This window comes from Sorangium sp. So ce426, from assembly GCF_051475585.1.
Lineage (GTDB): Bacteria > Myxococcota_A > Polyangia > Polyangiales > Polyangiaceae > Sorangium > Sorangium cellulosum_B.
The window spans coordinates 2,119,889-2,142,659 of sequence record NZ_CP150341.1 but is presented as its reverse complement, the minus strand read 5'-3'; the positions used below and the strand labels follow the sequence as shown (position 1 = coordinate 2,142,659).

14 protein-coding genes are annotated in these 22,771 nt (G+C 71.3%); 6 read left to right on the top strand and 8 right to left on the bottom strand.

What is annotated here, in order from left to right; translation table 11 throughout:
- The first annotated feature begins 349 nt into the window (after window positions 1–349).
- Window positions 350–1,651, top strand: a complete 1,302-nt coding sequence (locus tag WMF44_RS08120; RefSeq protein WP_437298553.1) for a cation:proton antiporter — start codon at window positions 350–352, stop codon at window positions 1,649–1,651.
- Window positions 1,652–1,735: 84 nt separating this feature from the next.
- On the opposite strand, the gene WMF44_RS08115 is transcribed toward WMF44_RS08120, so the two are convergent.
- Together WMF44_RS08115 and WMF44_RS08110 are read right to left on the bottom strand one after the other, a co-directional pair.
- Window positions 1,736–3,013 carry a serine hydrolase domain-containing protein gene (locus WMF44_RS08115; RefSeq protein WP_437298552.1) on the bottom strand — a complete coding sequence of 426 codons (1,278 nt, stop codon included), beginning with the start codon at window positions 3,011–3,013 and terminating at the stop codon, window positions 1,736–1,738.
- A 545-nt stretch (window positions 3,014–3,558) separates the two neighbouring features.
- Complete coding sequence (locus WMF44_RS08110) at window positions 3,559–3,717, bottom strand: hypothetical protein (RefSeq protein ID WP_437298551.1); 159 nt, start codon at window positions 3,715–3,717, stop codon at window positions 3,559–3,561.
- Between the two features lie 18 nt (window positions 3,718–3,735).
- Between WMF44_RS08110 and WMF44_RS08105 the strand changes: the two genes are divergently transcribed.
- The 5 genes from WMF44_RS08105 (at window position 3,736) to WMF44_RS08085 (ending at window position 15,159) form a co-directional block, all read left to right on the top strand.
- Window positions 3,736–9,669 carry a PAS domain-containing protein gene (locus WMF44_RS08105; protein ID WP_437298550.1) on the top strand — a complete coding sequence of 1,978 codons (5,934 nt, stop codon included), beginning with the start codon at window positions 3,736–3,738 and terminating at the stop codon, window positions 9,667–9,669.
- Window positions 9,670–9,913: 244 nt separating this feature from the next.
- Window positions 9,914–11,161: a hypothetical protein gene (locus WMF44_RS08100; protein ID WP_437298549.1), complete on the top strand. Its 1,248-nt coding sequence runs from the start codon at window positions 9,914–9,916 to the stop codon at window positions 11,159–11,161.
- A 360-nt stretch (window positions 11,162–11,521) separates the two neighbouring features.
- Complete coding sequence (locus tag WMF44_RS08095; RefSeq protein ID WP_437298548.1) at window positions 11,522–12,112, top strand: GTP-binding protein; 591 nt, start codon at window positions 11,522–11,524, stop codon at window positions 12,110–12,112.
- 70 nt (window positions 12,113–12,182) lie between these two features.
- A complete protein-coding gene (locus tag WMF44_RS08090; protein ID WP_437298547.1) occupies window positions 12,183–12,407 on the top strand; it encodes a DUF2188 domain-containing protein in 225 nt (74 codons plus the stop codon).
- A gap of 322 nt (window positions 12,408–12,729) precedes the next feature.
- Entirely contained in the window at window positions 12,730–15,159 is a 2,430-nt protein-coding gene (locus tag WMF44_RS08085; RefSeq protein ID WP_437298546.1) for a cellulose binding domain-containing protein, read from the top strand.
- A gap of 191 nt (window positions 15,160–15,350) precedes the next feature.
- Here the strand turns inward: WMF44_RS08085 and WMF44_RS08080 are convergent, their stop codons facing one another.
- The 6 genes from WMF44_RS08080 to WMF44_RS08055 form a co-directional block, all read right to left on the bottom strand.
- Window positions 15,351–16,355 (bottom strand): rhamnogalacturonan acetylesterase, encoded by a 1,005-nt coding sequence (locus WMF44_RS08080; protein ID WP_437298545.1) that lies wholly within the window; start codon window positions 16,353–16,355, stop codon window positions 15,351–15,353.
- 139 nt (window positions 16,356–16,494) lie between these two features.
- Window positions 16,495–17,175: a tetratricopeptide repeat protein gene (locus WMF44_RS08075; protein WP_437298544.1), complete on the bottom strand. Its 681-nt coding sequence runs from the start codon at window positions 17,173–17,175 to the stop codon at window positions 16,495–16,497.
- Window positions 17,172–17,798 (bottom strand): RNA polymerase sigma factor, encoded by a 627-nt coding sequence (locus tag WMF44_RS08070; protein ID WP_437298543.1) that lies wholly within the window; start codon window positions 17,796–17,798, stop codon window positions 17,172–17,174. Before WMF44_RS08070 ends, WMF44_RS08075 begins: the two co-directional genes overlap by 4 nt.
- Before the next feature lie 87 nt (window positions 17,799–17,885).
- Complete coding sequence (locus WMF44_RS08065) at window positions 17,886–19,181, bottom strand: arabinan endo-1,5-alpha-L-arabinosidase (RefSeq protein WP_437298542.1); 1,296 nt, start codon at window positions 19,179–19,181, stop codon at window positions 17,886–17,888.
- Window positions 19,182–19,670: 489 nt separating this feature from the next.
- Window positions 19,671–21,161, bottom strand: coding sequence for an MDR family MFS transporter (locus WMF44_RS08060; protein ID WP_437298541.1), 1,491 nt, complete (start codon window positions 21,159–21,161; stop codon window positions 19,671–19,673).
- A gap of 296 nt (window positions 21,162–21,457) precedes the next feature.
- Window positions 21,458–22,216 carry a hypothetical protein gene (locus tag WMF44_RS08055; RefSeq protein ID WP_437298540.1) on the bottom strand — a complete coding sequence of 253 codons (759 nt, stop codon included), beginning with the start codon at window positions 22,214–22,216 and terminating at the stop codon, window positions 21,458–21,460.
- Window positions 22,217–22,771: the final 555 nt, after the last annotated feature.

Here is a 22,771-nt window from a genome sequence, read left to right as displayed (position 1 = left end):
GCTCGGTAGCACGGTGTAAAGCGTCCGCGGGAGGTCCACACACGTCGTCAGACGTCCGGGAAGGGACGAGGCGCGCTCAGGCGCGCGGCGACAGGCGCATGCCGCCGTGAAGGTCACTCGGGCCGGCTGCAGCGGAAGGAGTAGCCTCGTTCGTGCCGCCTCGACAGGGCGGGTCTCTCTGTCGCGCCCCCGGCGTCGGGCAGCCCGGCGCGGGTCCCGCGGTCGAGGCTTGACATTTCGAGTCGGCTTGGATTTCCTTCCCTCGGGGAAACTTTGACGTGCAACTTTTCACCCGGACGTCGCCGCGCCTCGCTCGAGGCGGCGCGCGCCCGCCTGTAAGCCTGGGAGCATGGATCTATTCCAAGTCTCGGCAGCGCTGCTCTCGCTCGCTGCGATCTTCAGCTTCTTCAACCATCGGGTCCTCAAGCTGCCGACCACGATCGGGTTGATGCTGATCGCGATGACGACGTCCCTCGTCATGGTGGGCATCGGAGAGCTGTTTCCGGAGGTGGAGGCCGAGGCGAAGGAGCACCTCCATGGCATCGACTTCAACAAGACGTTGATGCAGGGGATGCTCGGGTTTCTGCTGTTTGCCGCCGCGTTGCACGTCAACCTGGCGGATCTGAAGAAGCAGCGGGTCGTCATCGGCATCCTGGCCACCGGGGGTGTGCTCATGTCCACCGTGCTGGTGGGCGGCATGACGTACGCCCTGATGACGCTGATGGGCGTGCACATCCGGCCGGTCTACTGCTTGCTCTTCGGCGCGCTCATCTCCCCCACCGATCCCATCGCGGTGCTCGGGGTCCTCAAGCACGTGGGGGCGCCCAAGGAGCTCGAGATGAAGATAGCCGGAGAGTCGCTCTTCAACGACGGCGTGGCGGTCGTGGCGTTCATCGGGCTCCTGGAGATCGCGTCGGGGACGTCGGGCCTCGATCTGCAGCGGCTCTCGCTGCTGTTCGCCCAGGAGGCGATCGGCGGCGTGCTGTACGGCCTCGCGCTCGGCTTCGTGACGCTCGCCATGCTCCGGCAGGTCGACGACTACAAGGTCGAGGTCTTGCTCTCGCTGGCGACCGCGGCGGGCGGCTATGCCCTGGCGTACGCGATCCACGTCTCCGGCCCCATCGCCATGGTGGTGGCCGGGCTCTTCATCGGGAACGAGGCGCGCGCCGGCGCCATGAGCGAGAAGACCCGCGAGCACCTCGACGACTTCTGGGAGCTGATGGACGAGATCCTGAACGCGGTGCTGTTCGTCTTGATCGGCCTCGAGCTCTTGATCGTCGCCTTCGACGCCCAGTCGCTGCTCGCAGGGCTCCTCGCGTTCCCGGTCGTGCTGCTCGCGCGGTTCATCGCTGTCGCGCTGCCGGTGAGCCTCATGAAGAGGCGCAGGGTCTTCACCCCGGGGGCGATCCGCATCCTCACCTGGGGCGGCCTGCGCGGCGGCGTCTCGGTGGCCCTCGCGCTCTCCATCCCCGGAAAGCTCGCGGACGGCACGCTCGTTCCGGAGCGAGAGATGGTGCTGACCATCACCTATGTCGTGGTGGTCGTCTCCATCGTGGTGCAGGGCCTGACCATCGGCCCCTTGCTGCGCCGGACGCTCGCCGCCGCCGCCGCCGCCGAGCCGGAGGAGCCGCTCCCCGTGGAAGCCGCCTGAACGACCTGGAGAAGCGGCGTTCGCCGGAGATCCTCGCCTGTCGCGGCGCCGCTCGCCCGCGGCGCCGCTCGCCCGCGACGGCGCTCAGCGGTGCACGGCGTTGATGATGCCGTCGAAGAACTCGGTGCAACCGATGTTGTCGAGCATGCGGTTCCAGCCGAGCTCGTCGAACGGCTGCGGCAACCCGTGGTTGGTCAGGAGGACGCCGATGATCTCGAGATCCGGATCGACCCACATGAACGTGCCGGCGCCGCCCGCCTTGCCGAAGGCGCGCGGCGACAGGCGCATGCCGCCGTTCGAGAAGCGCCGCGTCCGCATCTCCCACCCGAGGCCCTTCGGGGCGAGGAGCAGGTTGTTGATGGGCGACGTGTCGGTCTCCGCCTCCGTCACGTAAGGCGTGTTGTTCTTCTTCATCTGCCGGACCAGATCGGGCCGCAGGACCTCGGCGCCGCCATAGGCGCCGCCGTTCAAGATCATCTGGCAGAAGACGGCGACATCGAGCGCGGTGCTGAACACGCCGTCACAGCCGGCGATGCCGCCCAGCGCGAAGTCCTGCTCGTCCTGGACCTGCCCCCGCACGAGGCAGCCCCGGCGGGCGGAGTACCCCGTGGCCGCGACGCGCTCGACGAGCTCCGGGGGCGGGTTGTACATCGTGTCGCTCATGCCGAGAGGACGCCAGACGCACTCTCTCGCGATGGCGTCGAGATCTTCCCCCGCGGCGGCCTCCATCATGCGGCCGAGGAGGCGGTAGGTGAGATCGCTGTACAGCGCCGATCTGCCTGTCGCGTATTCGAGCGGCGTCTCGGCCATGATGGACCAGGCCGTCTCGACGTCCTCATCCAAACACTGGTTGTCCAGCGGCAGACCGGACGAGTAACGGAGCATGTCATAGACGGTGACGGCCCCCTTTCCGTTGGCGGCGAACTCCGGCAGGTACCTGGCGACCGGCGCGTCCAGCCGGATCACGCGCTCCTGCACGAGCGCGAGGGCCGCCGCCGCCGTCGAGAGCACCTTGCTCATCGACTGGACGTCGAAGATCGTGTCGAGCGTCACCGGCTCGTCGGCGCCGGGGACCTTGCTGCCGAAGGCCCGGTGACCCACGATGACCCCGCGCCGCGCGACCAGCGCTGTGGCGCCGGGAAACAGGGCGTCGTTCACGCGGCGCTGGATCCGCGCGAAGACGTCCTCCAGCCGCTCCGAGCTCATGCTCACGTCCTCGGGCCGCCCCGCGGTGAGCGTCGTCGAGCAGGCGCCTCTCCATGGGTCCGAACCGAGCGCGGGCGCCGCGGCGGCCACCGAGGCGAACTGGGTCATCCCTTGCAAGAACATCCTGCGGTTGACCGCTCGTCGTTGATCGATCATGGCTCTTCCCAACCTTGCTTTCGTGAAGAACGAATCCTTCCACGGCGCTTGCCCCCCGGAGGGCCGGAGGCGCATTCAGCGTGGGCGTCTGGCGTGAAGGCTCGCAATTTGTACGCCAGCGTGACCTGCCGTCTCCCCTTCGAGCTGCACCGCCAAAAAGAGCTGCTACCTGGCCGCTGGTTTCAGCTGAGAGGTCCGGCGCGTCCCCTTCAATGGAGTTGGCACGACTGGAATGGAAGCGCAATCGATTGCGGGATGACGCAAGCAGATGACATCCTGGACGACCGTGGACGACCGCGGACGAATGGACGCGCTGTTTCCGGGTTCCGGGTTCCGGGTTCCCGGGTTCCCGGGTTCCCGAGTTCCCGAGGGGCCACGGGCCCTCGGGGCCTGACGTCTCCCCCGCTTCCTCTGCCGTCGCCTCTCCCCCCATCACTCGCGCTCTCGCGCGCCAGCGGACGATACGCGAGGGTTCCGCTCACGGCCGAGCTCGGCAGACAGCGTCCGACGGCGCTGCGATCGGCGCGGCTCGCCTTGACCGGCCGTCACGCCGCGGCCGACGCGTCGAGCCGATCATCGGACGCCTGGACCGCCGCGGCGCCGACCGCCCACCGCTGGTATCGATCCTGCCTGTCGATCCGCAGCGCAGCGCAGCGCAGCGCAGGCGCTTTCGAGCGCAGCCGCGCCCCGGGGACATGTGTCACGCCCAGCACGCCAGAGCCATGCAGACAGCGACCGAATACCTCGCGGAGGCCGTGCTGGACGAAGGACCGGATTTCGCGCTCTACCGGGCGCGCGAGCCGGCGGGGCGGAGCGTCCTCGTCAAGGCCCTGAAGGTCGCTCACCCCTCGACGGCCGAGTACGAGGCGCTGCGGCGCGAGCTGGAGGCGACGCGGCTGGTCGGCTGCGACGTGGCCATGGAGGCGGCGCGGATCTGCACGTTCCATGGCCAGCCCGCGCTCGTCCTCCAGGACGACGGAGCGACGCCGCTCGCCCGCCTCATGGGCACCCCCATGGATCTCCGCCGGTTCCTGAGGCTCTCCACCGGCATCGCCGGGGCGCTGGCGACGATCCACGGGCGGCAGATCGTCCACCTCGGCCTCACCCCGCACCGCGTGATGCTCCTGCCCGGCGACGTCATCAAGCTGACCGGGTTCAGCCCCTGGTCGCTCTCGCCGGGCCGGTGTAGCCCCCGATCGGCCCGTCCGTCCCCCTGCACCTGGCCGTACCTGTCGATCGAGCAGGGCGGGCGCCTCGGCCTGGCGATCGATCACCGCTCGGACCTCTACTCCCTCGGGGTGATCCTGTTCGAGCTCCTCACCGGACGGCTGCCGTTCTCCGCGAACGATCTGCTGGGATGGCTCTACTGCCACGCCGCGGTCGTCCCCCCGTCGCCGCTGGTGTCCATGCCCGGGCTGCCCTCGAGCGTCGCCGAGCTCGTCCTGAAGCTGCTCGCGAAGCTCCCCGAGGACAGGTACCAGAGCGCCGCCGGCCTCCAGCACGATCTCGTCCGGTGCCGGGAGGCGCTCCGGACGGAGGGGCGGATCGCGCCGTTCCAGCCGGGCCTCGCCGACGTGCCGCCGCCTCTGCGGCTGGCCCCCGGGCTGTACGGCCGCGCCGGCGAGGTCGCGCGGCTGGAGAGCGCGGTGGCGCGCGTCGGGCGCGATGGCCGGACGGAGCTCGTCCTGATCTCGGGCCCGCCGGGCGTTGGCAAGACGCGCCTTGTCCATCGCCTGGGCGAGTCCGTCCGCGCGCCCGCGGCGCGCTTCACCGGCGGCAGGTGCGAGGCGGCCCCGCGCCACGCCCCGTGCGAGGCGCTCCTCGCGGCGCTGGACGGCGCGCTCGTCCAGGCCCTCGAAGAGGGCGAGGCGTCGCGCGCGGAGCTGCAGCGCGGCCTCGCGGGGACGCTGGGCGCGAACGCGCCGCTGCTGGCCGGCATGCTCCCGGCGCTCGCCCGGATCCTCGGCCAGCGGAGCCCGCCGCCCGAGATCCCGCCCCCCGAGGCCGAGGCGCGGTTCCAGCTGGCGCTCAGCCAGCTCCTCGGCGCGCTCGCGCGGCCGGGGAAGCCGCTCATCGTCTTCCTCGACGATCTCCAGTGGACGGACGCCGAGACGCTGAAGGTCGTCGAGCGCTGGGCGACCGACCCCGGCGTCCACGACACGCTGATCCTCGGCGCGTACCGGAGCAACGAGGTCCCCGATTCCCACGCGGTGCGCCGGATGATCCGCCGGCTCCGCGAGCAGGACGTCGCCGTGACCGAGATCGCGATCGCCCCGCTGTCCGCCGACGCGGTGACCTCGTGGGTGGCCGACTCGCTGCGCGCCCCCCGGGAGGAGGTCGCCCCGCTCGCGGCGAGCCTCCACGAGAAGACAGGGGGAAATCCGCTGTTCATCGCGCAGCTCGCGGGCACGCTCCACCAGGAAGGGCTGATCCGCTTCTCGACCACCGCCCGAGCGTTCCGGTGGGATCTCGAGACGATCCGGGCGAAGCGGTGCTCGGACGACGTCGCCGAGATCATCGCCGCGAACCTCCGCAGCCTCGACGCGGGCACGCAGGACGCCTTGCGGCGGTTCGCCGTGTTCGGCGACGCCGCCGATCTGACGACCCTGGCGCTCCTCCTCGGCTGCCCGGAAGACGCCGTCATCGAGCGCCTCCAGGCGGCCTTCTCCCTGCGGCTCATCGTCCGGATCGACCGCGAGATCCGCTTCCTTCACGACCGCATCCATCAGGTCGCCTACGAGCTCACCCCCGCCGAGCAGCGGCCCGAGGCGCACCTCGCCGCCGCGCGCGCCCTGCTCGACGGCCTCCCGCCCGACCGCGTCGAGGCCCAGCTCTTCGAGATCGTGCGCCAGATCACCCGCGGAGCGCCGCGGATCACGTCCCCGGAGGAGCGGGCGCGGGCCGCCGAGCTCAACCTGCGCGCGGGCCGGAAAGCGCAGGCCGCGACCCACCACGCCGCGGCCATCGGGTTCTTCCTGCTGGGCGCCGAGCTGCTCGCGGGCGCGCGCGGGGAGGCGGCGCGCGCCGGGCTCGCGTTCGAGCTCGACTTCGCGCTGGCCCAGTGCCGGTTCGCGACCGGCGAGCTCGCGGCCGCGGAGCGCATCTGCGCGTCGCTGTGCGAGCGCGCCTCCGGGCGGTGCGTGGCCGCGACCGTGTACGCCCTGCTCGCCGAGATCCAGGTCGCGCAAGGCGCGATGGACGCCGCCGTCGAGAGCTGCGTCGCGGGCTTCGGCAACTGCGGGCTCCCCCTGCCGCGCCACCCGGAGGCCGCCGCGGTGGACGCCGCCGTCGCGGCGGTCCTGGGTCGCCTCGAGGGCGGCGCCCTCGCCATCGCCGCCCTCCCGGACCTGCCGCCCATGACCGACCCGCGCGCCCGGGCCGTCTGCGACCTCGCCGCCACGCTGTACCAGCCCGCTTACCACGCGAGCTGGGACCTCATGGCGGCCGCCGCCAGCGCCGCGGTGGAGCTCTCGCTGACGCACGGGAACACGAGCAGCTCCGCGGCGGCCTACGCGACCTTCGGGCTCGTCCTCGCCGAGCGGCGCGGGCGCCCCGCGGACGCGTTCGCCTTCGGCGAGGCGGGCTATCGGCTCGCCCAGCGCGAGGAGAACTCGCCCTACAGGCCCAGGGCGAGCTTCACGTTCATCGCCTTGCTCGGCTACCTGAGGATGCCTGTCCGACGCTGTCTGGAGCTCGCGCGGCGCGAGCTGGACGCGGCGCTCTCCGCCGGCAACTACCCCTTCTCCTGCTATTTCGGCCACCAGCTCATCGCGTTTCAGCTGTTCGCCGGCGACTCCCTCGACGACGTCGCCGAGGAGGCCTCGCGTCGCCTCGCGCTCGCCGAGCGCACCTGCGGCCCGGCGGACCAGGACATCTTCCGCGATCAGCTGCGGCTGCTCGCGCGGCTGCGCGACCCGTCCACGCCCGGCCGCCCGCCGGGGTGCTCCGCGGAGGAGCTCGCGCGGAGGGCGCCGGTCAGGGCCTTCTATGGCCATCTCCTCGACCTGCAGACGCGCGTGCTCCTCGGCGATCTGGGTGAGGCCGCCGGAGCGGCGGAGCGCGCGGGCGCCTTGCTGCACGCCGCGCGCCGCTTCCTCGGGGCCGCCCAGGTCCACTTCTACGCGGCGCTCGCGCGCTCCGCCGGCCACGCCCGCGCGCCCCCGCCGGCCTGCCTCGAGGCCGTGCGCGCGCACCTCGCCCACCTGGCGGCCCTGGCGGACGCGTCCCCGGAGAACTTCGCACACCAGGTCGCCCTGGTCTCGGCCGAGCTCGCGCGCCTCTCGGGCGATGAGCTCGCCGCGGAGCGCGGGTACGAGCAGGCCCTCGACGGCGCCCGCGCGGGCGGGTTCATCGAGGTCGAGGCGCTCGCCAGCGAGCTCTGCGCGCGCTTCTACGAGCAGCGGGGGCTCGACACGGCGGCGAGCGCCTACCTCGCGCGCGCCCGCGACAGCTACGAGGCCTGGGGCGCGCGGGCGAAGGTCTGCGCCCTGCTCCAGCAGCACCCCGAGCTCGCGCGGCGGCCCGCGTCCTGGGGTGGTGACGTCAAGTACCTGGATATGCTCGGTATTTTGAAGGCCTCGCAGGAGATCTCGAGCGCGCTGGTCCTGCCCCAGCTGCACGCCCGGCTCCTGCTCGTGGCCATGGAGCACGTGGGCGCGCAGCGCGGTTGCCTGCTCCTCTCGTCGCCGGAGGGCCTCGTCCTGGCGGAGGCGAGCGGCGACGGAGAGCGCGCCTTCGGCCCCGCAGGCCACCTCGCGGCGCCGTCGCAGGTGCCCCTGTCGCTCTGCACGGCCGTCGTCCGCGCCCGCAAGCCCATCGCGATCGCCGACGCGGCCGCGCCCCACCGGTTCGCGATGGATCCCTATTTCGGCGACGCGTCGCGCCGCCGGCGCTCGGCCCTCGGCGTGCCCATCGTGCGCCAGGACGAGGCGGTGGGCCTGCTTTACCTCGAGAACAACCTGGTCCCGGACGCCTTCTCCACCGCGGAGCTGGGCGTCCTCGACGTCCTCGCGTCGCAGGCGGCCATCTCGCTCGAGAACGCGCGGCTCTACGGCGAGCTCCAGCAGGAGAACGCGCAGCGCCGGCGCGCGGAGGCGTCCCTGCACGACAGCAACGCGCTCCTGCAGGCCATCCTCGACAACACGCCCGCCGTCGTGTTCGTCAAGGCCCCGGACGGGCGGTACCTGCTCATCAACCGCCGTTACGAGGACGTCGTGCACGTGACCCGCGAGGACATCCTCGGCAAGACCGACCACGAGCTGTTCCCGGCCGAGATCGCCGACGCGGTGCGCGCCAACGATCTCGCCGCGCTGCGGGAGGACCACCCCATCGAGAGGGACGAGTACGTCGCGGCCCCCGACGGCATCCACGCTTTCCTCTCCCTCAAGTTCCCGCTGCGCCACCCGGACGGGCGGTCCTATGCGCTGTGCGGGATCGCGACGGACGTCACCGAGCGCAAGCGCGCCGAGGAGATGCTGCGCCACTCGCACGCGCTGCTCGAGGCCACGCTCGACTCGACGGCGGACGGCATCCTCGTCGTCGACGAGGCGGGCCGCCCCGTGCGGCACAACCGCAGGTTCAGGGAGATGTGGGGGATCCCCGAGCAGGTGCTCCTCTCGCAGGACGATCGCCTGGCGCTCTGCCTCGATCAGCTCGCGGACTCCGAGCAGCTCCTCCAGGAAGCGAGGATGACGAGGAGCGTCGACGACCCCCGCGAGGCGAGCGGCATCGACACCCTGACGTTCGACGACGGGAGGGTCTTCGAGCGCTACTCCCAGCCTCAGCGCGTGAGCGGGCGCATCGTCGGGCGGGTCTGGAGCTTCCGCGACGTCACGACGCGCGTGCAGGCCGAGCAGCAGCGGGACCGCCTGCTCGCGGACGAGCAGCGGGCGCGCGCCCGCGCGGAGGAGGCCGTCCGCGCGCGGGACGAGTTCCTCTCCGTCGCCTCGCACGAGCTCCGGACGCCGCTGACCAGCTTGCAGCTCGCCGTCCACTCGATGGAGAAGAAGCTCTCGCGCGGCGCGGAGGGCATCGAGCGGGCGCGCGCGTCGGTCGATCTCTCGCAGCGGCAGGTCAAGCGCCTCGTCGCCCTCGTCGACATGCTCCTCGACGTCTCCCGCATCCACGCGGGGCGCCTGGAGCTCGACCCGATCGAGATCGATCTCCGCGCGATCGTGGGAGAGGTCACGACGTACCTGGACGACCAGCTCGCGCGGGCGGGCTGCGCGCTCGACGTGCGCGCCGCCGGGCCGGTCGTCGGCCGCTGGGACGCGCAGCGCATCGAGCAGGTCGTGACCAACCTGCTGAGCAACGCGATCAAGTTCGGCGGGGGCAAGCCGCTCGAGCTCACCATCGCGTCGGACGGAGAGATCGCCCGGCTGTCGGTGACCGATCATGGCATCGGCATCCCCGCCGACGTGCGAGAGCAGGTCTTCGAGCGGTATCGCCGGGGCGTCTCGTCGCGTCATTACGGCGGGCTCGGGCTGGGCCTCTACATCACGCGCACCATCGTCGAGGCGCACGGAGGGCGGGTGAGCGTATCGAGCGAGATCGGCGAGGGCTCGACCTTCTCCGTCGAGCTGCCGCTCTCGCGCGACGTCCCCCCGCCCGCGCGCGGCCGGGAGCCGCGGCGGCGGCGGCGGCAGCGCATCGAGTAATCGAGTGGCGAGAGTGGCCAGAGTGGCCAGAGTGGCCAGAGTGGCCAGAGTGGCGAGAGGAGCGAGAGCAGCGACGAGCGCGTTGACAGCGGGCGCGCTGGCGCTACCCTGGGCATACCGGTCAGGAACAGGATCCGTCATTCCACCGACCGACGAGTCATGACGGGCCGCGCTCGCGCCTGGCGACGATGGACCTGAGAGTGTCCCTGATCCCACATGGGGTCTCGGGTGATGAGGTCGCGCCATGCGAAAGGCGGAGATTGAGGCCCTGGTGCGCGCGCACCGGGGCCGTGCCCGTCCCGTCGCGTTCTTTCATGTGCTCCGTCAGCCGTCGCTGGAGCCAGACGATCATGCCTTCCTGTCCGAGCACATCGACGAGCTCGGGACATCCGATCTCCTGCGCTGGAGGGCGCGCTGCGAGAGCGGCTTCAGCGGGCCGGTGATCCGGCAGCTCGCGCGGCTCGCGATCCAGGATCCCGCGCACTTCCAGCACGAGGTGCTGGGCGTGCCGCGCCTCGTGCTCGACGAGGAGGAGTGGATCGAGCTGTCGGATCTCGTGCGCGGCAAGGTCCCGGCGGGGATCTACGAGCGCGTGCTCGAGCGTTGCCGGCGCGAGCCTGTCCAGTGGCCCTCGGGGTTCATCCTCGCGCCCAAGGTCCACAAGGGGCTGCCGCCGCTGCTCGACGGGGACGAGCTCGACGGCCTGAACGGCGAGCGCCCCGCGCTGCGCGATCTGCCCGTCCCGAAGATCCTCGCGGCGCGGCGGGCCGGGGCGCTCTCGCTCGACGACGACGCGCTGGCCACGCTGGCGATGGAGCGCGCGCGCGGCTCGGACGAGGACTGGAGCGTCGATATCCGCCATTTTCCCCCGGCGCTCCGGGACGCGATCCTCGAGAAGGCGCGCCGGACGCCGCGGGGCGCGGAGCGGGCGAACCTGCTCGGCTGGCTCGAGGCGCACGGCGTGGCGCGGGCCGCGCTGATGGACATCGCGCTCGGCGCGATCCGGGCGGGGGACGACGCGTATGCCGTGCTCTCCTGGCTCGCGCGCCAGCTGACGACGCGGGCGGCGTGGGACAAACATGGCCTGGAGACGCTCTCCACGCTGATGTCGGCGCGCGCCTTCTCGGAGATAGGCGAGCTCGTGACGCTCGCGTGGAGCGAGGCCAGCCAGGGCGGCAAGGAGATCTCCCGCGGCTTCCTGGAGGCGATCCAGGTCGCCTTCGCGCTCGTGCTGCTCGGGATGGCGCGGGAGGCGCTCGCGGCGGGCCGCGAGGCGGGCGCGACGGCGGCGCTGTCGGCGCTCGCGTGCCTCGACCCGCCGTCGCGGGTGAGCCGCGCCGTGCACGAGCTCCGGCGGGTCCCGGGCGCGAGCCCGGACGTGGTGGAGCTCATCGCCGTGAACGAGCGGCTGGTGAAGCACAGCGACGCGCGCGACGCCTCCCTGGAGGGCTTCGTGGCGGCCCTCCACGCGATCGCCGACGCGTCATCGTGATCGCCGCCGGCGCGGCGCCGCGCGCGGCGGCAGCGGCGGCGCGTCCGCTCGCCGCCGGCCGCGCGTGACGTAGCGCCGGGGAGCGGCGAGCGGGGCGTACCGCGCGGCGCGCCGTGGGCGAGCCGGGGCGCCCCCAGCGCGGCGCATGAAATCGTGGGGAGAGCGGCCGCCGCCTCCCCTCCCAGCGCAGGAGTCGACAACGGCCGCCGCGCCGAGCGGCGGCCGTTGATCGCCTTCGTTTCCAGTGCGCTTCACGACGGTCTCCATCGCTTCCAAGGCGATGAACGACGGTCGCCTTCGTTTTCAATGCGGGGACGGGCCTTGCCTTCCCTCGAACGTCGACTCTGGAGGAGCACGCCGATGGCGTTCATCAACTATGCGAGCCGGGAGATCTACTGCAAGATCGTCTATTACGGGCCCGGTCTCTGCGGCAAGACGACGAACCTTCAATACGTGTACGACCGGACGGTGCCGGCCGCCAAGGGGCGGCTCATCTCGCTCAAGACCGAGAGCGATCGCACGCTGTTCTTCGATTTCCTGCCGCTCGATCTCGGGGGCCTGTCGGGCTTCCGGACGCGCCTTCAGCTCTACACGGTGCCGGGTCAGATCTTCTACAGGGCGAGCCGGAAGCTCATCCTGAAGGGGCTGGATGGCGTCGTGTTCGTGGCGGACTCGCAGCGCGCCCGGGTCGACGCGAACGTCGAGTCGATGGCGGACCTCTGGGACAACCTCGCCGAGGAGGGCCGCTCGCCCGGCCGGCTGCCGTTCGTCGTCCAGTACAACAAGCGCGATCTCGACGGGATCGCCGATGTCGCAGAGCTCCGGGAGCTCCTCAACCCGGACGGGGCGCCCGAGTTCGAGGCCGCGGCGGCGAGCGGGCGCGGCGTGTTCGATACCCTGAGGGCGATCTCGAAGCTCGCGCTCAAGGAGGTGCAGCGCCGCCACCGGTAGGGCCTTCGCGAGCGCCGATCCGTTGCGGCTCGCGCGCGCCGGGCTCACCCTGCCGGAAAGAGGACACGCCATGACACAGAGATTCGCCTACCACGTCATGCCGGACCCCGACGGCTGGGGCTGGGTGGTCGCCGCCGAGGGATACGTCACCCGCTCGCTCCCGTACGGCACGGTGCAGGAAGCGTTCGAGTCCGCGGAGGACCTCGTCCGCCAGCACCCGGGGAGCACGCTCGTCGTCGACGAGCAGCCGCCCGAGCTCACGCCTATCGAGATAGAGCACCGGCTCGCGGCGTGACCGCGGCCAGATGCATCGCCTCATCGAGGCGATGCGCCGGGCCGTCGAGATCGCCCGGCAAGGTAACCCCGGTGGGTACCCGCCCTCGCCAGGCTCCGGCGGGACGATCACGCATTCTCGCACGCCGCAAAAACTCCCATCTGCCGAAAAACGCGGGGGGTGCGCTGCTTTGGTGACTGGCTCCGAGCGGCTCGGGCAACCAAGGAGGTCATTCATTGATCCTCGGTCTCCGAGCGTCACCGGCCGCAGGGCCGCCGGCGCTGGAGGCCGAGGACCTTTCGCGGATCGCCTCGCGTTCCGCGTGCTCTGAAAGGAACTTTCCATGCGAACTTGCTTGTCGGCGGCGACCGCCGCCGCCCTCGTGCTCCTCGGAGCGTGCGTCGTGGAGGACGCCTACGGGCCGGAAGAGGGGCTCGAGCAACAGGAAGCCTGGGACCAGCCGCTGGCGGGCGAGGGGCTGACCGCCACGCTGACGGTCGCGTCGGACTGGGGGACCGGGTACTGCGCGGACGTCGCCATCCGGAACACGGGGACCACGACGACGACGAGCTGGCGGATCACCACGAACCTGAACGGCTCCACGCTCGCGAACGCGTGGAACGCCACCACGAGCGTGAGCGGGCCGCAGCTGGTCGCCACCCCCGCAGCGCACAACGCGACCCTGGCGGCGGGCGCATCGACGAGCTTCGGGTTCTGCGCCAACGCGAGCGGCGCCTCGCAGCGCCCAGCGCTCACCAGCGTGACGGCGGGCGGGTCCGGCAGCAGCAGCAGCGCCAGCAGCAGCAGCAGCTCCAGTAGCAGCAGCGCCAGCAGCACCAGCGCCACCACCGGCAGCGGCGGCTCCGGCGGCGCGGGCGGCTCCGGCGGCGCGGGCGGCTCCGGCGGCGCGGGCGGCTCCGGCGGCGCGGGCGGCTCCGGCGGCAGCGGCGGCGCCACCCCGACCGGGCATTACCAGATGGAGGACCTCGACCGCGGGGTGGTCGCCGTCAAGGTCTCGAACGGCGTCTACGTCGGATGGCGGATGTTCGGTTACGAGTACGACGCGGCCAACCCGGGCGCGATCTCGTACGATGTGTACCGCAACGGCACGCGCATCGCGAACGTCACGAACAGCACCAACACCCTCGATACCGCCGGCACCAGCTCGTCGGCCTACACGGTCCGGGCCGTCGTCGGCGGCGTCGCACAGGCCGCCTCCCCCGCCGCCGCCACCTGGGGCCAGAGCTACCTCCGCATCCCCCTCACGGCCCCCGCGGGCGGAACGACTCCATCGAAGTGCGATAACGCCGGCGAGAGCTACTCGTACTCCGCGAACGACGCGAGCGTCGGAGACGTCGACGGCGACGGGCAGTACGAGATCATCCTCAAGTGGGATCCCTCGAACGCCAAGGACAACTCCCAGGCCGGCTGCACGGGGCCTGTTTACCTCGACGCCTACAAGCTCGACGGCAAGCGCCTCTTCCGCATCGACCTCGGGAGGAACATCCGGGCGGGCGCGCACTACACGCAGTTCGTCGTGTACGACTTCGACGGCGACGGCAACGCGGAGATCGCGGTGAAGACCGCTCCAGGCACGCGCGACGGCGCGGGCGCCTACCTCAGCCGAGGTCCCGCGGCCTCCGACGACGACGCGGCGGACTACAGGAACGCCGCCGGCTACGTGCTCACCGGCCCCGAGTACCTGACGGTGTTCAGCGGCGCGAGCGGCGCGGAGCTCGCGACCGTCGCCTTCGACGTGGCCCGCGGGACGGTCTCGTCGTGGGGGGACTCGTACGGCAACCGCGTCGATCGGTTCCTCGCGAGCGCGGCGTTCGTGAGCGACCTCGGGGCAGGCCAGGACGCGAGCGGCAAGCCGGCGATCCTGATGGCCCGCGGCTACTACACGCGAGCCACCGTGACGGCCTGGAGCTTCCGCGGCGGCAAGCTCACCCAGATCTGGAAGGCCGACAGCAACGCGAACACCGCCTACACGGGCCAGGGCGCCCACTCGATGGTCGTGGCCGACGTCGACGCCGACGGGGCGCAGGAGGTCATCTACGGGGCCTCGACGATCGACAGCAACGGCACCCGGAAGTGCTCGACGGCGCTCGGGCACGGCGACGCGCTGCACGTCAGCGACTTCATCCTCTCACGCCCGGGGCTCGAGGTGTTCATGCCGCACGAGGACGGCACCAAGCCGACCTACGACATCCACGACGCGAACTCCTGCGCGATCCTCAAGCAGGGCCCCGTCACGGGGGCCGACACCGGGCGCGGCGTGGCGGGCGACGTGCTCGCGAGCAACGCCGGCGCGGAGATGTGGACCAACTCCACGGGAGGGCTCCTGTCCGCGACCAGCGGGTCGAACGTCGGGAGCCAGCCCGCGTCGGCCAACTTCCTGATCTGGTGGGACGCGGACGAGCTGCGCGAGCTGCAGAACAACACGTCGATCACCAAGTACGGCGGCGGCTCGCTCCTCAGCTGCAGCCAGTGCGCCTCGAACAACGGCACGAAGTCGACGCCGGCGCTCACGGCCGACCTGCTCGGCGACTGGCGCGAGGAGATCGTGTGGCGCGAGTCCGACAGTTCGGCGCTGCGGCTGTACACGACGACGAACGTGACGACGCGCCGGCTCTACACGCTGATGCACGATCCCCAGTACCGCATGCAGGTCAGCTCGGAGCAGACCGCCTACAACCAGCCGCCTCACCCGAGCTTCCACATCGGCGGCGGAATGGCGGCGCCCCCCAGGCCGGACATCCACGTGAAGTGACGCCGACGCCCTGACCAGTTCCCTCGTTCTGCTGGCACTTTTATCAAGAGAAGAGATTGAACAGGGAGGCGGGGAGGCGGGGAGGTCCATGGGATTTTACTCCCCGTCTCCCCGCCTCCCTGTGAATTTTTCTGAAATTAGAGAGGATGCTTCAGGTTGATGCCGCGAGCTCGACAGGCGCGTCGGTCCCGTCACTTCCGGTACTGCGCGAGCGTCAGGCCGGCGTCCTCGGTGCCGTCGGCCACCAGGCCCGCCATGACCCGGGCGCCGGTCTCGTTGAAATGGGTTCCGTCGACCGATTTGTCCGCCCGGACGAGGAAGAAGTCCTCGCCCGCCGCCACGCATCCGATCGAGTTCAGGTGGGCGAGCGTCTTCGCGTTGAGATCGATGACGGCCACGTCGAGCTCGTCTCCGAGCTCCCGCATCGCCTGTGAATGGGCGCTCAGGCCGTTGCCGAATTCGTGGCTGTCCCCGGAGCACGATCGCCGCGGGGGCGGGGTGACAAGCACCGGCGTCGCGGAGCGGGCCTGCGCGCCCGCGATGTACCGCTCGAGGTACGATTTGAAGTCCGTCGCGGGGTCCAGGTAATAGGGGATGGTCTCGCCGTCGTGCTCGTACGTCGCGGTCTTGTTGCTGTCGTTCGTGCCGAACTGCACAAGGAAGTAGTCTCCGCTCTGGATGTCCTCGAGGACGTCGTCGAGGCGGCCCTCATCGATGTACCGGCGCGCCGTCCGGCCGCCGATGGCCCGGTTGTCGACGCGCACCCGCTCGTCGAAGAACTCCCCCAGCATCTGGCCCCAGCCCGCCTGGTGAAGTGCGCTGTTCACGTAGGTCTGAACGGTCGAGTCGCCGGCGATGTACACAGTGACGTCCGGCAGCTCGGCGCTCCCGCCGCCGCCTTCCGAGCCGCCTGAAGCGCTCGTCGTCCCTCCGGCCGCGCCTCCGCCGCCACCCTCTCCCGCACCGCCCACCCCCGCGGCGCTGGGGCCGGAAGCGCCGCTCGCACCGCCCGCACCGCTGCTGGCGCTCGTGCTTGCGCCGGTGCTGGCGCTGCTACCGCCGCCACCGCCGCTGCCTGTGGTCTGCGCGGCGGGGTGATCGTCGGGGTCTCCCGAGCTGCAACCCCCGGACGCGAGGCCGATGCCGGCGGCGAAAGAATGAAGCACGACGGTCATGAAGAGAGGTCGAATTCGCATGACGAGCTCCTGCAGGAAAACAGTGCACGATGAGCACGCGTCGGGTGCGTGCCCGGAGGGACGTAGATGGCCAACGTGGGTGAAGACAGCGCGACGCGAACGCCGGGGCCCGAACCCGAGCCAGATCGGCGCCCCGTGATCACCCTCCGAGCTCGGCGAGGCGGCGGCGGGCGTGCTCGACGTACGGCGAGCCCGGGTGCTCCCGGAGCAGGCGCCGCCAGGCCTGCGCCTCGTCGCCGGCGCGCCCGAGCGCCCGCAGGGCGCGCCCGCGGCCATAGAGCGCCTCGACCGCGAGCGGGCGCGGGCCGGCGACGCCGAGGTACCGGTCGAACTGCGCGAGCGCCGCGGCAGGCGAGCCGTCGTGGAGGAGCAGGCCGCCCAGCGACACGAGGGAGAGCGTGGCCTCGGGCGACGACGCGAACCCCCTCTGGAGCGCGCGGTAGAGCTCGATGGCGCGCCGGGAACGGCCGGCGCGCCGCGCGTCGTTGGCCTCCCGGAACAGCCGCTCCGCCGTCGAGGCGGTCGGAGAAGCGCCCGGCGAGGACGCCGCCGCGGCGTAGAGCCAGGCGCTCCGCGCCGGCGCTCCCTCGCACGGCAGGTCGATCACGGCCCTGCCGATCGCGGCGTTCACGATGCGCGCGAGGAGCTCTGCGTCCCCGGGCTCCGCCGCCCCCGCGGCGTCGAAGTCCAGCGCGAGCACCCAGCTCATCCGGCACGACGCGCAGGTGCCGAGGTGGGCGTCGAGGGCGAGCCGGTCCGGCTCCGTCGCGACGCCGCGGCGCACCCGCGTGAGGAGCTCGCTCCGACAGCCGGCGGTCACGTCTCCTTCCCCCGGAAGAGCTCGGCCAGCTTCGCGTTGTTGGCGAGCGCGCGCCGCAGCGCCTCCTTGCCGAGCCGGAGCCGACTCCAGACGGTGTTCGGAGAGACGCGGGCGTGCGCCGCGATCTCGTCGACCGTGTAGCCAAGCACGAAATGGAGGGCCAGCGCCTCCGCGGTCGCCTCGGGCATCCTGTCGAGCACCTCGAGCACCATCTTACGCCGCCGGCTCGAGACCGCCTCGGCGAACGGCGACGCGCCGCTCTCGTCCGGGGCCACGTCGATCGGCGCGCCCGGCTCGTCGAAGCGCGCGCGCGCGCTGAGGCGCCGGCGCGCGCCGAGCGCGGTCATCACGGCGATCCGGTTGGCGAAGTGGAGCACGGTGCACTCCGCGCGAAAGGACGGCAGCGCCTGGAGCAGCGCGAGCACGGCCTCCTGGGTCACGTCCTCGACGTCGGGGTGATGCGGGCCGAGCACCTTCCGCACGCCCCGCAACATGGCGCCGCCGAGCTCGGTGATGAGCGTGCGGATCGCCGCCGGATCGCGCCCCGCGGCGGCGCGCGCGAGCCCGAGCAGCTCGTCCGCCCGCGGAGGCGCTCCCTCCGGCGGCGCGAGGAGGTCAGTCACGGGCTTTCGCCTTCTGGCGACGAGGGTGGAATCCATGAGTCCCGATCATCAGGGCGCGCAGCGCGGAGCCCGGCGGCGGTGGCGCGACTAGGGCCCTCCGGAGCGCGGAAAGCCGTCGGTGTCCCACGCCAGATCGGAGATCCGCAGCGTGGGGGCGCCGTTCGATTGCGCGTCGTAGGCGTGATAGACGTTGTAAGAGCGATCGCCGGAGAACAGCACGGCGTTGTGCCCGGGCCCCCGCCAGCGGGAGCCTCCTTCCACGAGGATGCTGCCGCCGCCGGACATCATCGGTATCCCCTTCTTGTCGACGTACGGGCCTGTGATGCTCTTCGAACGACCGACGGCGATCTTGTACGTGCTGTCCGTCCCACGGCAGCAGGCGTCGAACGAGACGAACAGGTAATAGAAGCCGCAGCGCCGGACGATGAAGGGCGCCTCGAGCGCCCCGCGGGCGTCGGGGCGGGCGGCGAGGGCGTGGAGCTCCCCGTCGGCCCGCTCCCCCGACGGGGCGAGCTTCACCATCTTGATACCGCCCCAGAAGCTCCCGAACACGAGCCACGGCGTCCCCTCCTCATCCATCGCGACGTTGGGATCGATCGCGTTCCAGTCGTCCCGCGCCCCGCCGTCGTTGGAGCAGATGGCGGCGCCGCGGTCCGTCCAGGGACCTGCCGAGTCGAGCGATGCCTTCGTCGCGTGCCCGATGCACGACCGGTTGCTGCCGAACGTGGAGGCGGAGTAGTAGAGATGGTAGGTGTCCCCGAAGCGCGAGATATCGGGCGCCCACAGGTCGGTCACGCCCGGGACCTTCTCTTCCAGCCAGGCGGGCTTCGCGTCGAACACCCGACCGGCGGCCTGCCACGCGGTGAGGTTCGACGAGATCTTCATCGGGAGCCTGTCCCCCGTCTGGAACAGGTAGTACCGGTCGCCCGCCTGGATGATGGCCGGATCGTGGGTCCCCAGGTTCCCGGACAGGGGCAGCGCCTCTGGCGGGCTCGCCGGGTCGTAGAGGGCATCGGCGCACCTGTCCGCGGCCCCTCCCGCGCCGCCGCCCCCGCCAGCGCCGCCGCTCCCGCCGGCGCCGCCGCTCCCGCCGGCGCCGCCGCTGTCTCCGGCGCCGCCGCTGCCGCCCGCGCCGCCGCTCCCGGCGCCACCCACCCCGGCCGTCGCGCTCGGATGGCCTCCCGCGCCGCTGCTCGCCGTGGTGGCGGAAGCGGTGGTCGTGGCGCCGCCGCCGGTGGCGCCGCTGTCCTGGCCGCCTGAGCCGGAGCCCTGCGCCGAGGTCTCCGTGCTGCAGCCCGCGAGCGTTGCGGAGACGCCGATCAGGAGGCTCCACGTGGGCGCGGACACCCGTCGTCGCCGCGACCGGTAAAGCGTGAGACGCATCTTGAACTCCTGAGGATCCATGGGCGGATCATCCGTCGATGTGCTGGCCATGGGGTCGGCTCGATGTCCTTCGGGACGAGCCGTCCCGCGCTCCCACGTGGGCCGGAGCGCCCACGATCCATCATGGGTTGCTCGAGCTCCTCGTGGGGCGTCAAAAACCGTCTTCGAAGAAATTTTACATCGAGACGGCGATGCCACGACGCATCGTGCGACGCGCCGAGCTTCGTAGATGTCGGCCACCCCGCTCCGCGTCGACGCGAAGAACAGGACGGCCCCGTCGGGCGAGAGGGATGGATCGGTGTCGCGCTCTGCGGGAAGGCTCAGCGGCTCACCGAGCGACTCCGCCTCTTCGAAGGCCGCGTCGGTCGACGGCCGTCGCGCCCCAGGACAGGTCTCCTCCGCCCTCGTGGATCGATCGGAGCAGGATCTGGCGGCCCTCGTCGAACACGCTGGATCGAGCCCCGTCCCCGGCGACGCGGGCGGGCCGCCTCAGCCGACGCCGGCCTCGCTCGGCGGCGCGACGGCCGCGTCTCCTCCATCGGCCTGGAGCGGCACGCGGGGGAACCACAGCGCCGCGATGAAGCCGGTGACGCCCATCGCCGCGATGATCCAGAACACCGTCGTGAGGCCGGACGTGAGCGCCTCCCCGAGGTGCTGGAGGATCGACGGATCGAGGTCGCGCGCCCCCTCCGCCGTCAGGAGCCGGCTCGCGGCGTCCGCGGGGATCGACGGGTCCTTCGCGAGCTGGGCCGTCAGGACGCCGCCCATGATGCCCACCGCCACGACGCCGCCGAGCAGCCGCGAGAACATCGTGCTCGCGGTGGCGATCCCCCGCTGATCCCACGCGACGCTGCTCTGCACGGCGATGAGCAGCGCGACGTTGGACAGCCCCATGCCCACGCCGAAGACAAGCGTCGTCGCGCGGAGCATCAGCGGCGTGTCGTGCGCCCCGCCGAGCGCGAGCGCGAGCCCCGCCGTCGCCGTGACGCCGAGGCCGATCCAGATGAGCGGGCGGAACCCGACCCGGGGGATGAGCCGCCCGCCGATCGCGCTCGCGACCGGCCAGCCGATGAGCATCGGCGCGATGGCGCTGCCTGCGTCGGTGGGGGTGCCGCGGAGCACGCCCTGCACGAAGAGCGGCACGAACGTGATCGTGCCCATCATCGCGCCGCCGAGGATCGCGCCGGCCACGTTGGAGATGAGCATCACCGGGCGCCGGAAGAGCGGCAGCGGGATCATCGGCTCGGGGGCCCGGCGCTCGACCGCGAAGAACGCGGCGAACAGCGCCGCCGACGCGACCGCCGCGAGCAGCGTCGTCTCCCCGCCGAGCCTCCCCGTGGCGAGCAGCAGCGCGACAACGCCGGCGGACAGGAGCGCCGCGCCGAGGAAATCGAGCTCATGAGGCCGCCTGTCGATGCGCTCGTGGAACGAGGTCGCCACGAGCGCGACGGACGCGGCGCCGAACGGGATGTTGATGTAGAAGACCCAGCGCCAGGAGAAGTAGTGCACGATGAGCCCGCCCACCATCGGGCCGATGATGCCGAACAGCCCCCAGGCGGCCCCGAAGACGCCCTGGATCCGCGCGCGCTCCTTGAGATCGAAGATGTCGCCCGAGATGGTCATCGCCATCGGCTGCATCGCCCCGGCGCCGGCCCCCTGGAGGGCGCGGAAGGCGATGAGCTGCGGCATCGTCTGCGCCGCGCCGCTGGCGATCGAGCCGAGCAGGAAGACGGCGATACCGAAGAGCATGATCGGCTTGCGGCCGTAGATGTCCGACAGCTTGCCGCAGATGGGCACCAGCACGGACGAGGTGAGCAGGTAGGCGGTGGTGACCCAGGCGTACTGCTGAATCCCCCCGAGATCGCCGATCACGGTGGGCATGGCGGTGGCGACGACGGTCGATTCGAGGGCGGCCATGGCGAGGGCCAGGATCAGCCCGGCGACGGTGAGGGCGCGGTGGGTCTTGCGTTCTGAGGCCATGCGGGCCGTGGGGATGTGGTGTGGATGAGCCGTCGCGGCAAGCGGGGCGCAGCGCCGCGCGCCGGGGCGGAAGGCGCGGAAGGCGCGGCGAGCGCGCCGTGAGGCCACCCGCCGCCGGGAGGTGACCGTCGTGGATCCGCGCCGCGCGGGGATACCGCCGCTCGCGCGGTCGGCGACCGCTGTCGGGGCGAGATGTGCGTCAGCGTCTTGTGCAGAGAGCTCGTCGCATGACGAGCGCCCGGGGGCGGGTCCCGGAGAGGGGGCGGTGCGACGGGAGAGGCTTCAGCCGCGCTGCTTCACGCGGCGAGCACCGACGACCGGGTCATCACCTGGCTCACGCCGTCCGTCTCGGGGTCGGCCACGGGGGCGCTCACGGGGTGCGCGAGGGCATAGCGCAAGAGCTCGTGTGTCCACGGCTCGAATATCGCGTACACCTCGTCCGCGAGCGCGATGTACCGCGCGCGCGTCTCGGCGTCGAGCGGGATGCGCGCGAGCTCGGCGTGATCGGCGTTCACCGCGTGGCCCGACTCGCGCTCGAAATGGAACGAGCCGCAGTAGCGCAGCTGCGTGCCGAGGCGCTCCTCAAGGGCCTCCGCCAGGGGAAGCATCGCCCCGAAGAGCACGTTGCCGGTCTCCTCGATCGCCTCGATGATGACGAGCCGCTCGAGGCCAGTCGTGCCCTTGATGAGCGCGGTGAGCCGCGCGGTGAGGATCCGGTTCTGTATCGTCTCCTCACCCCAGAGGAAGTTCAGCAGGTCCGTGCTCCGGCCCTCGACGTCGTAGCCGAGCTTGGACAGATCCTCCAGGTACCACGGCCAGTGATGGTCGTCCTCGCGTGTGTGGGCGTTGACCATCTCTTGATATTTGTCCGCGGCGTGCTCCTCCCGTAGTACGAATTTGTTCAGATCACCGAAGCTCAGGATGAAGTACGCCATGCATGGATAGAACGCGAGCCGCTCGCTCGGATCGAGCAGTTCGTTACGCATGTGCTCGAACAGGGGTAGACGAGCGTATGCCTGCTTCTTCTCGAAGATGTGCCGCAAGACCTGCCGCATGAGCGATCTCCTTTTCGGCTGTGGGGTGTCAGTTGGTTGAACAATCCCTCTGTTTACGTGAACCAAGCGCCGTGAGCGCCCCGAGAGGCCTCAAGACAAGATCACGGCGCACCGAGCATGGACGCTGCTGCTGGACCTCACCTCGGTTGAAATCCTGCGCTCTCCCCTCGCGCTTCATTCCGAGCTTGATTACTGGAATTTTCCACCAACCACCTCAGACGTTTCTGCAACGCTGCGGGGTGCGTCCAGCCGGTGCATCCACTGTAGCGCACGCCCGGCGTAAGTTGCACCCACAATCTTGGGATCACCATTCAAATTTGAAACGGCGGCCGGTGGGCGAACCGGCGCTGGGGTGCGACACGGCTTGCGACGTTCACGATTGGCTGGCGATTGATCCTGCGAGACGCCCGAGAGCAGGTGGCGACTCAATGGGCCGAATGTGGAAGCGGGCCGCGGTCATTGCCTCGTCCCATGTCTCTCCGGCCTTCACATGGGGCGCATGTCGCGGCTCCACAGTGTTCTGGCGGGGTGCTGGCTGGTCCCACACACGCGTAC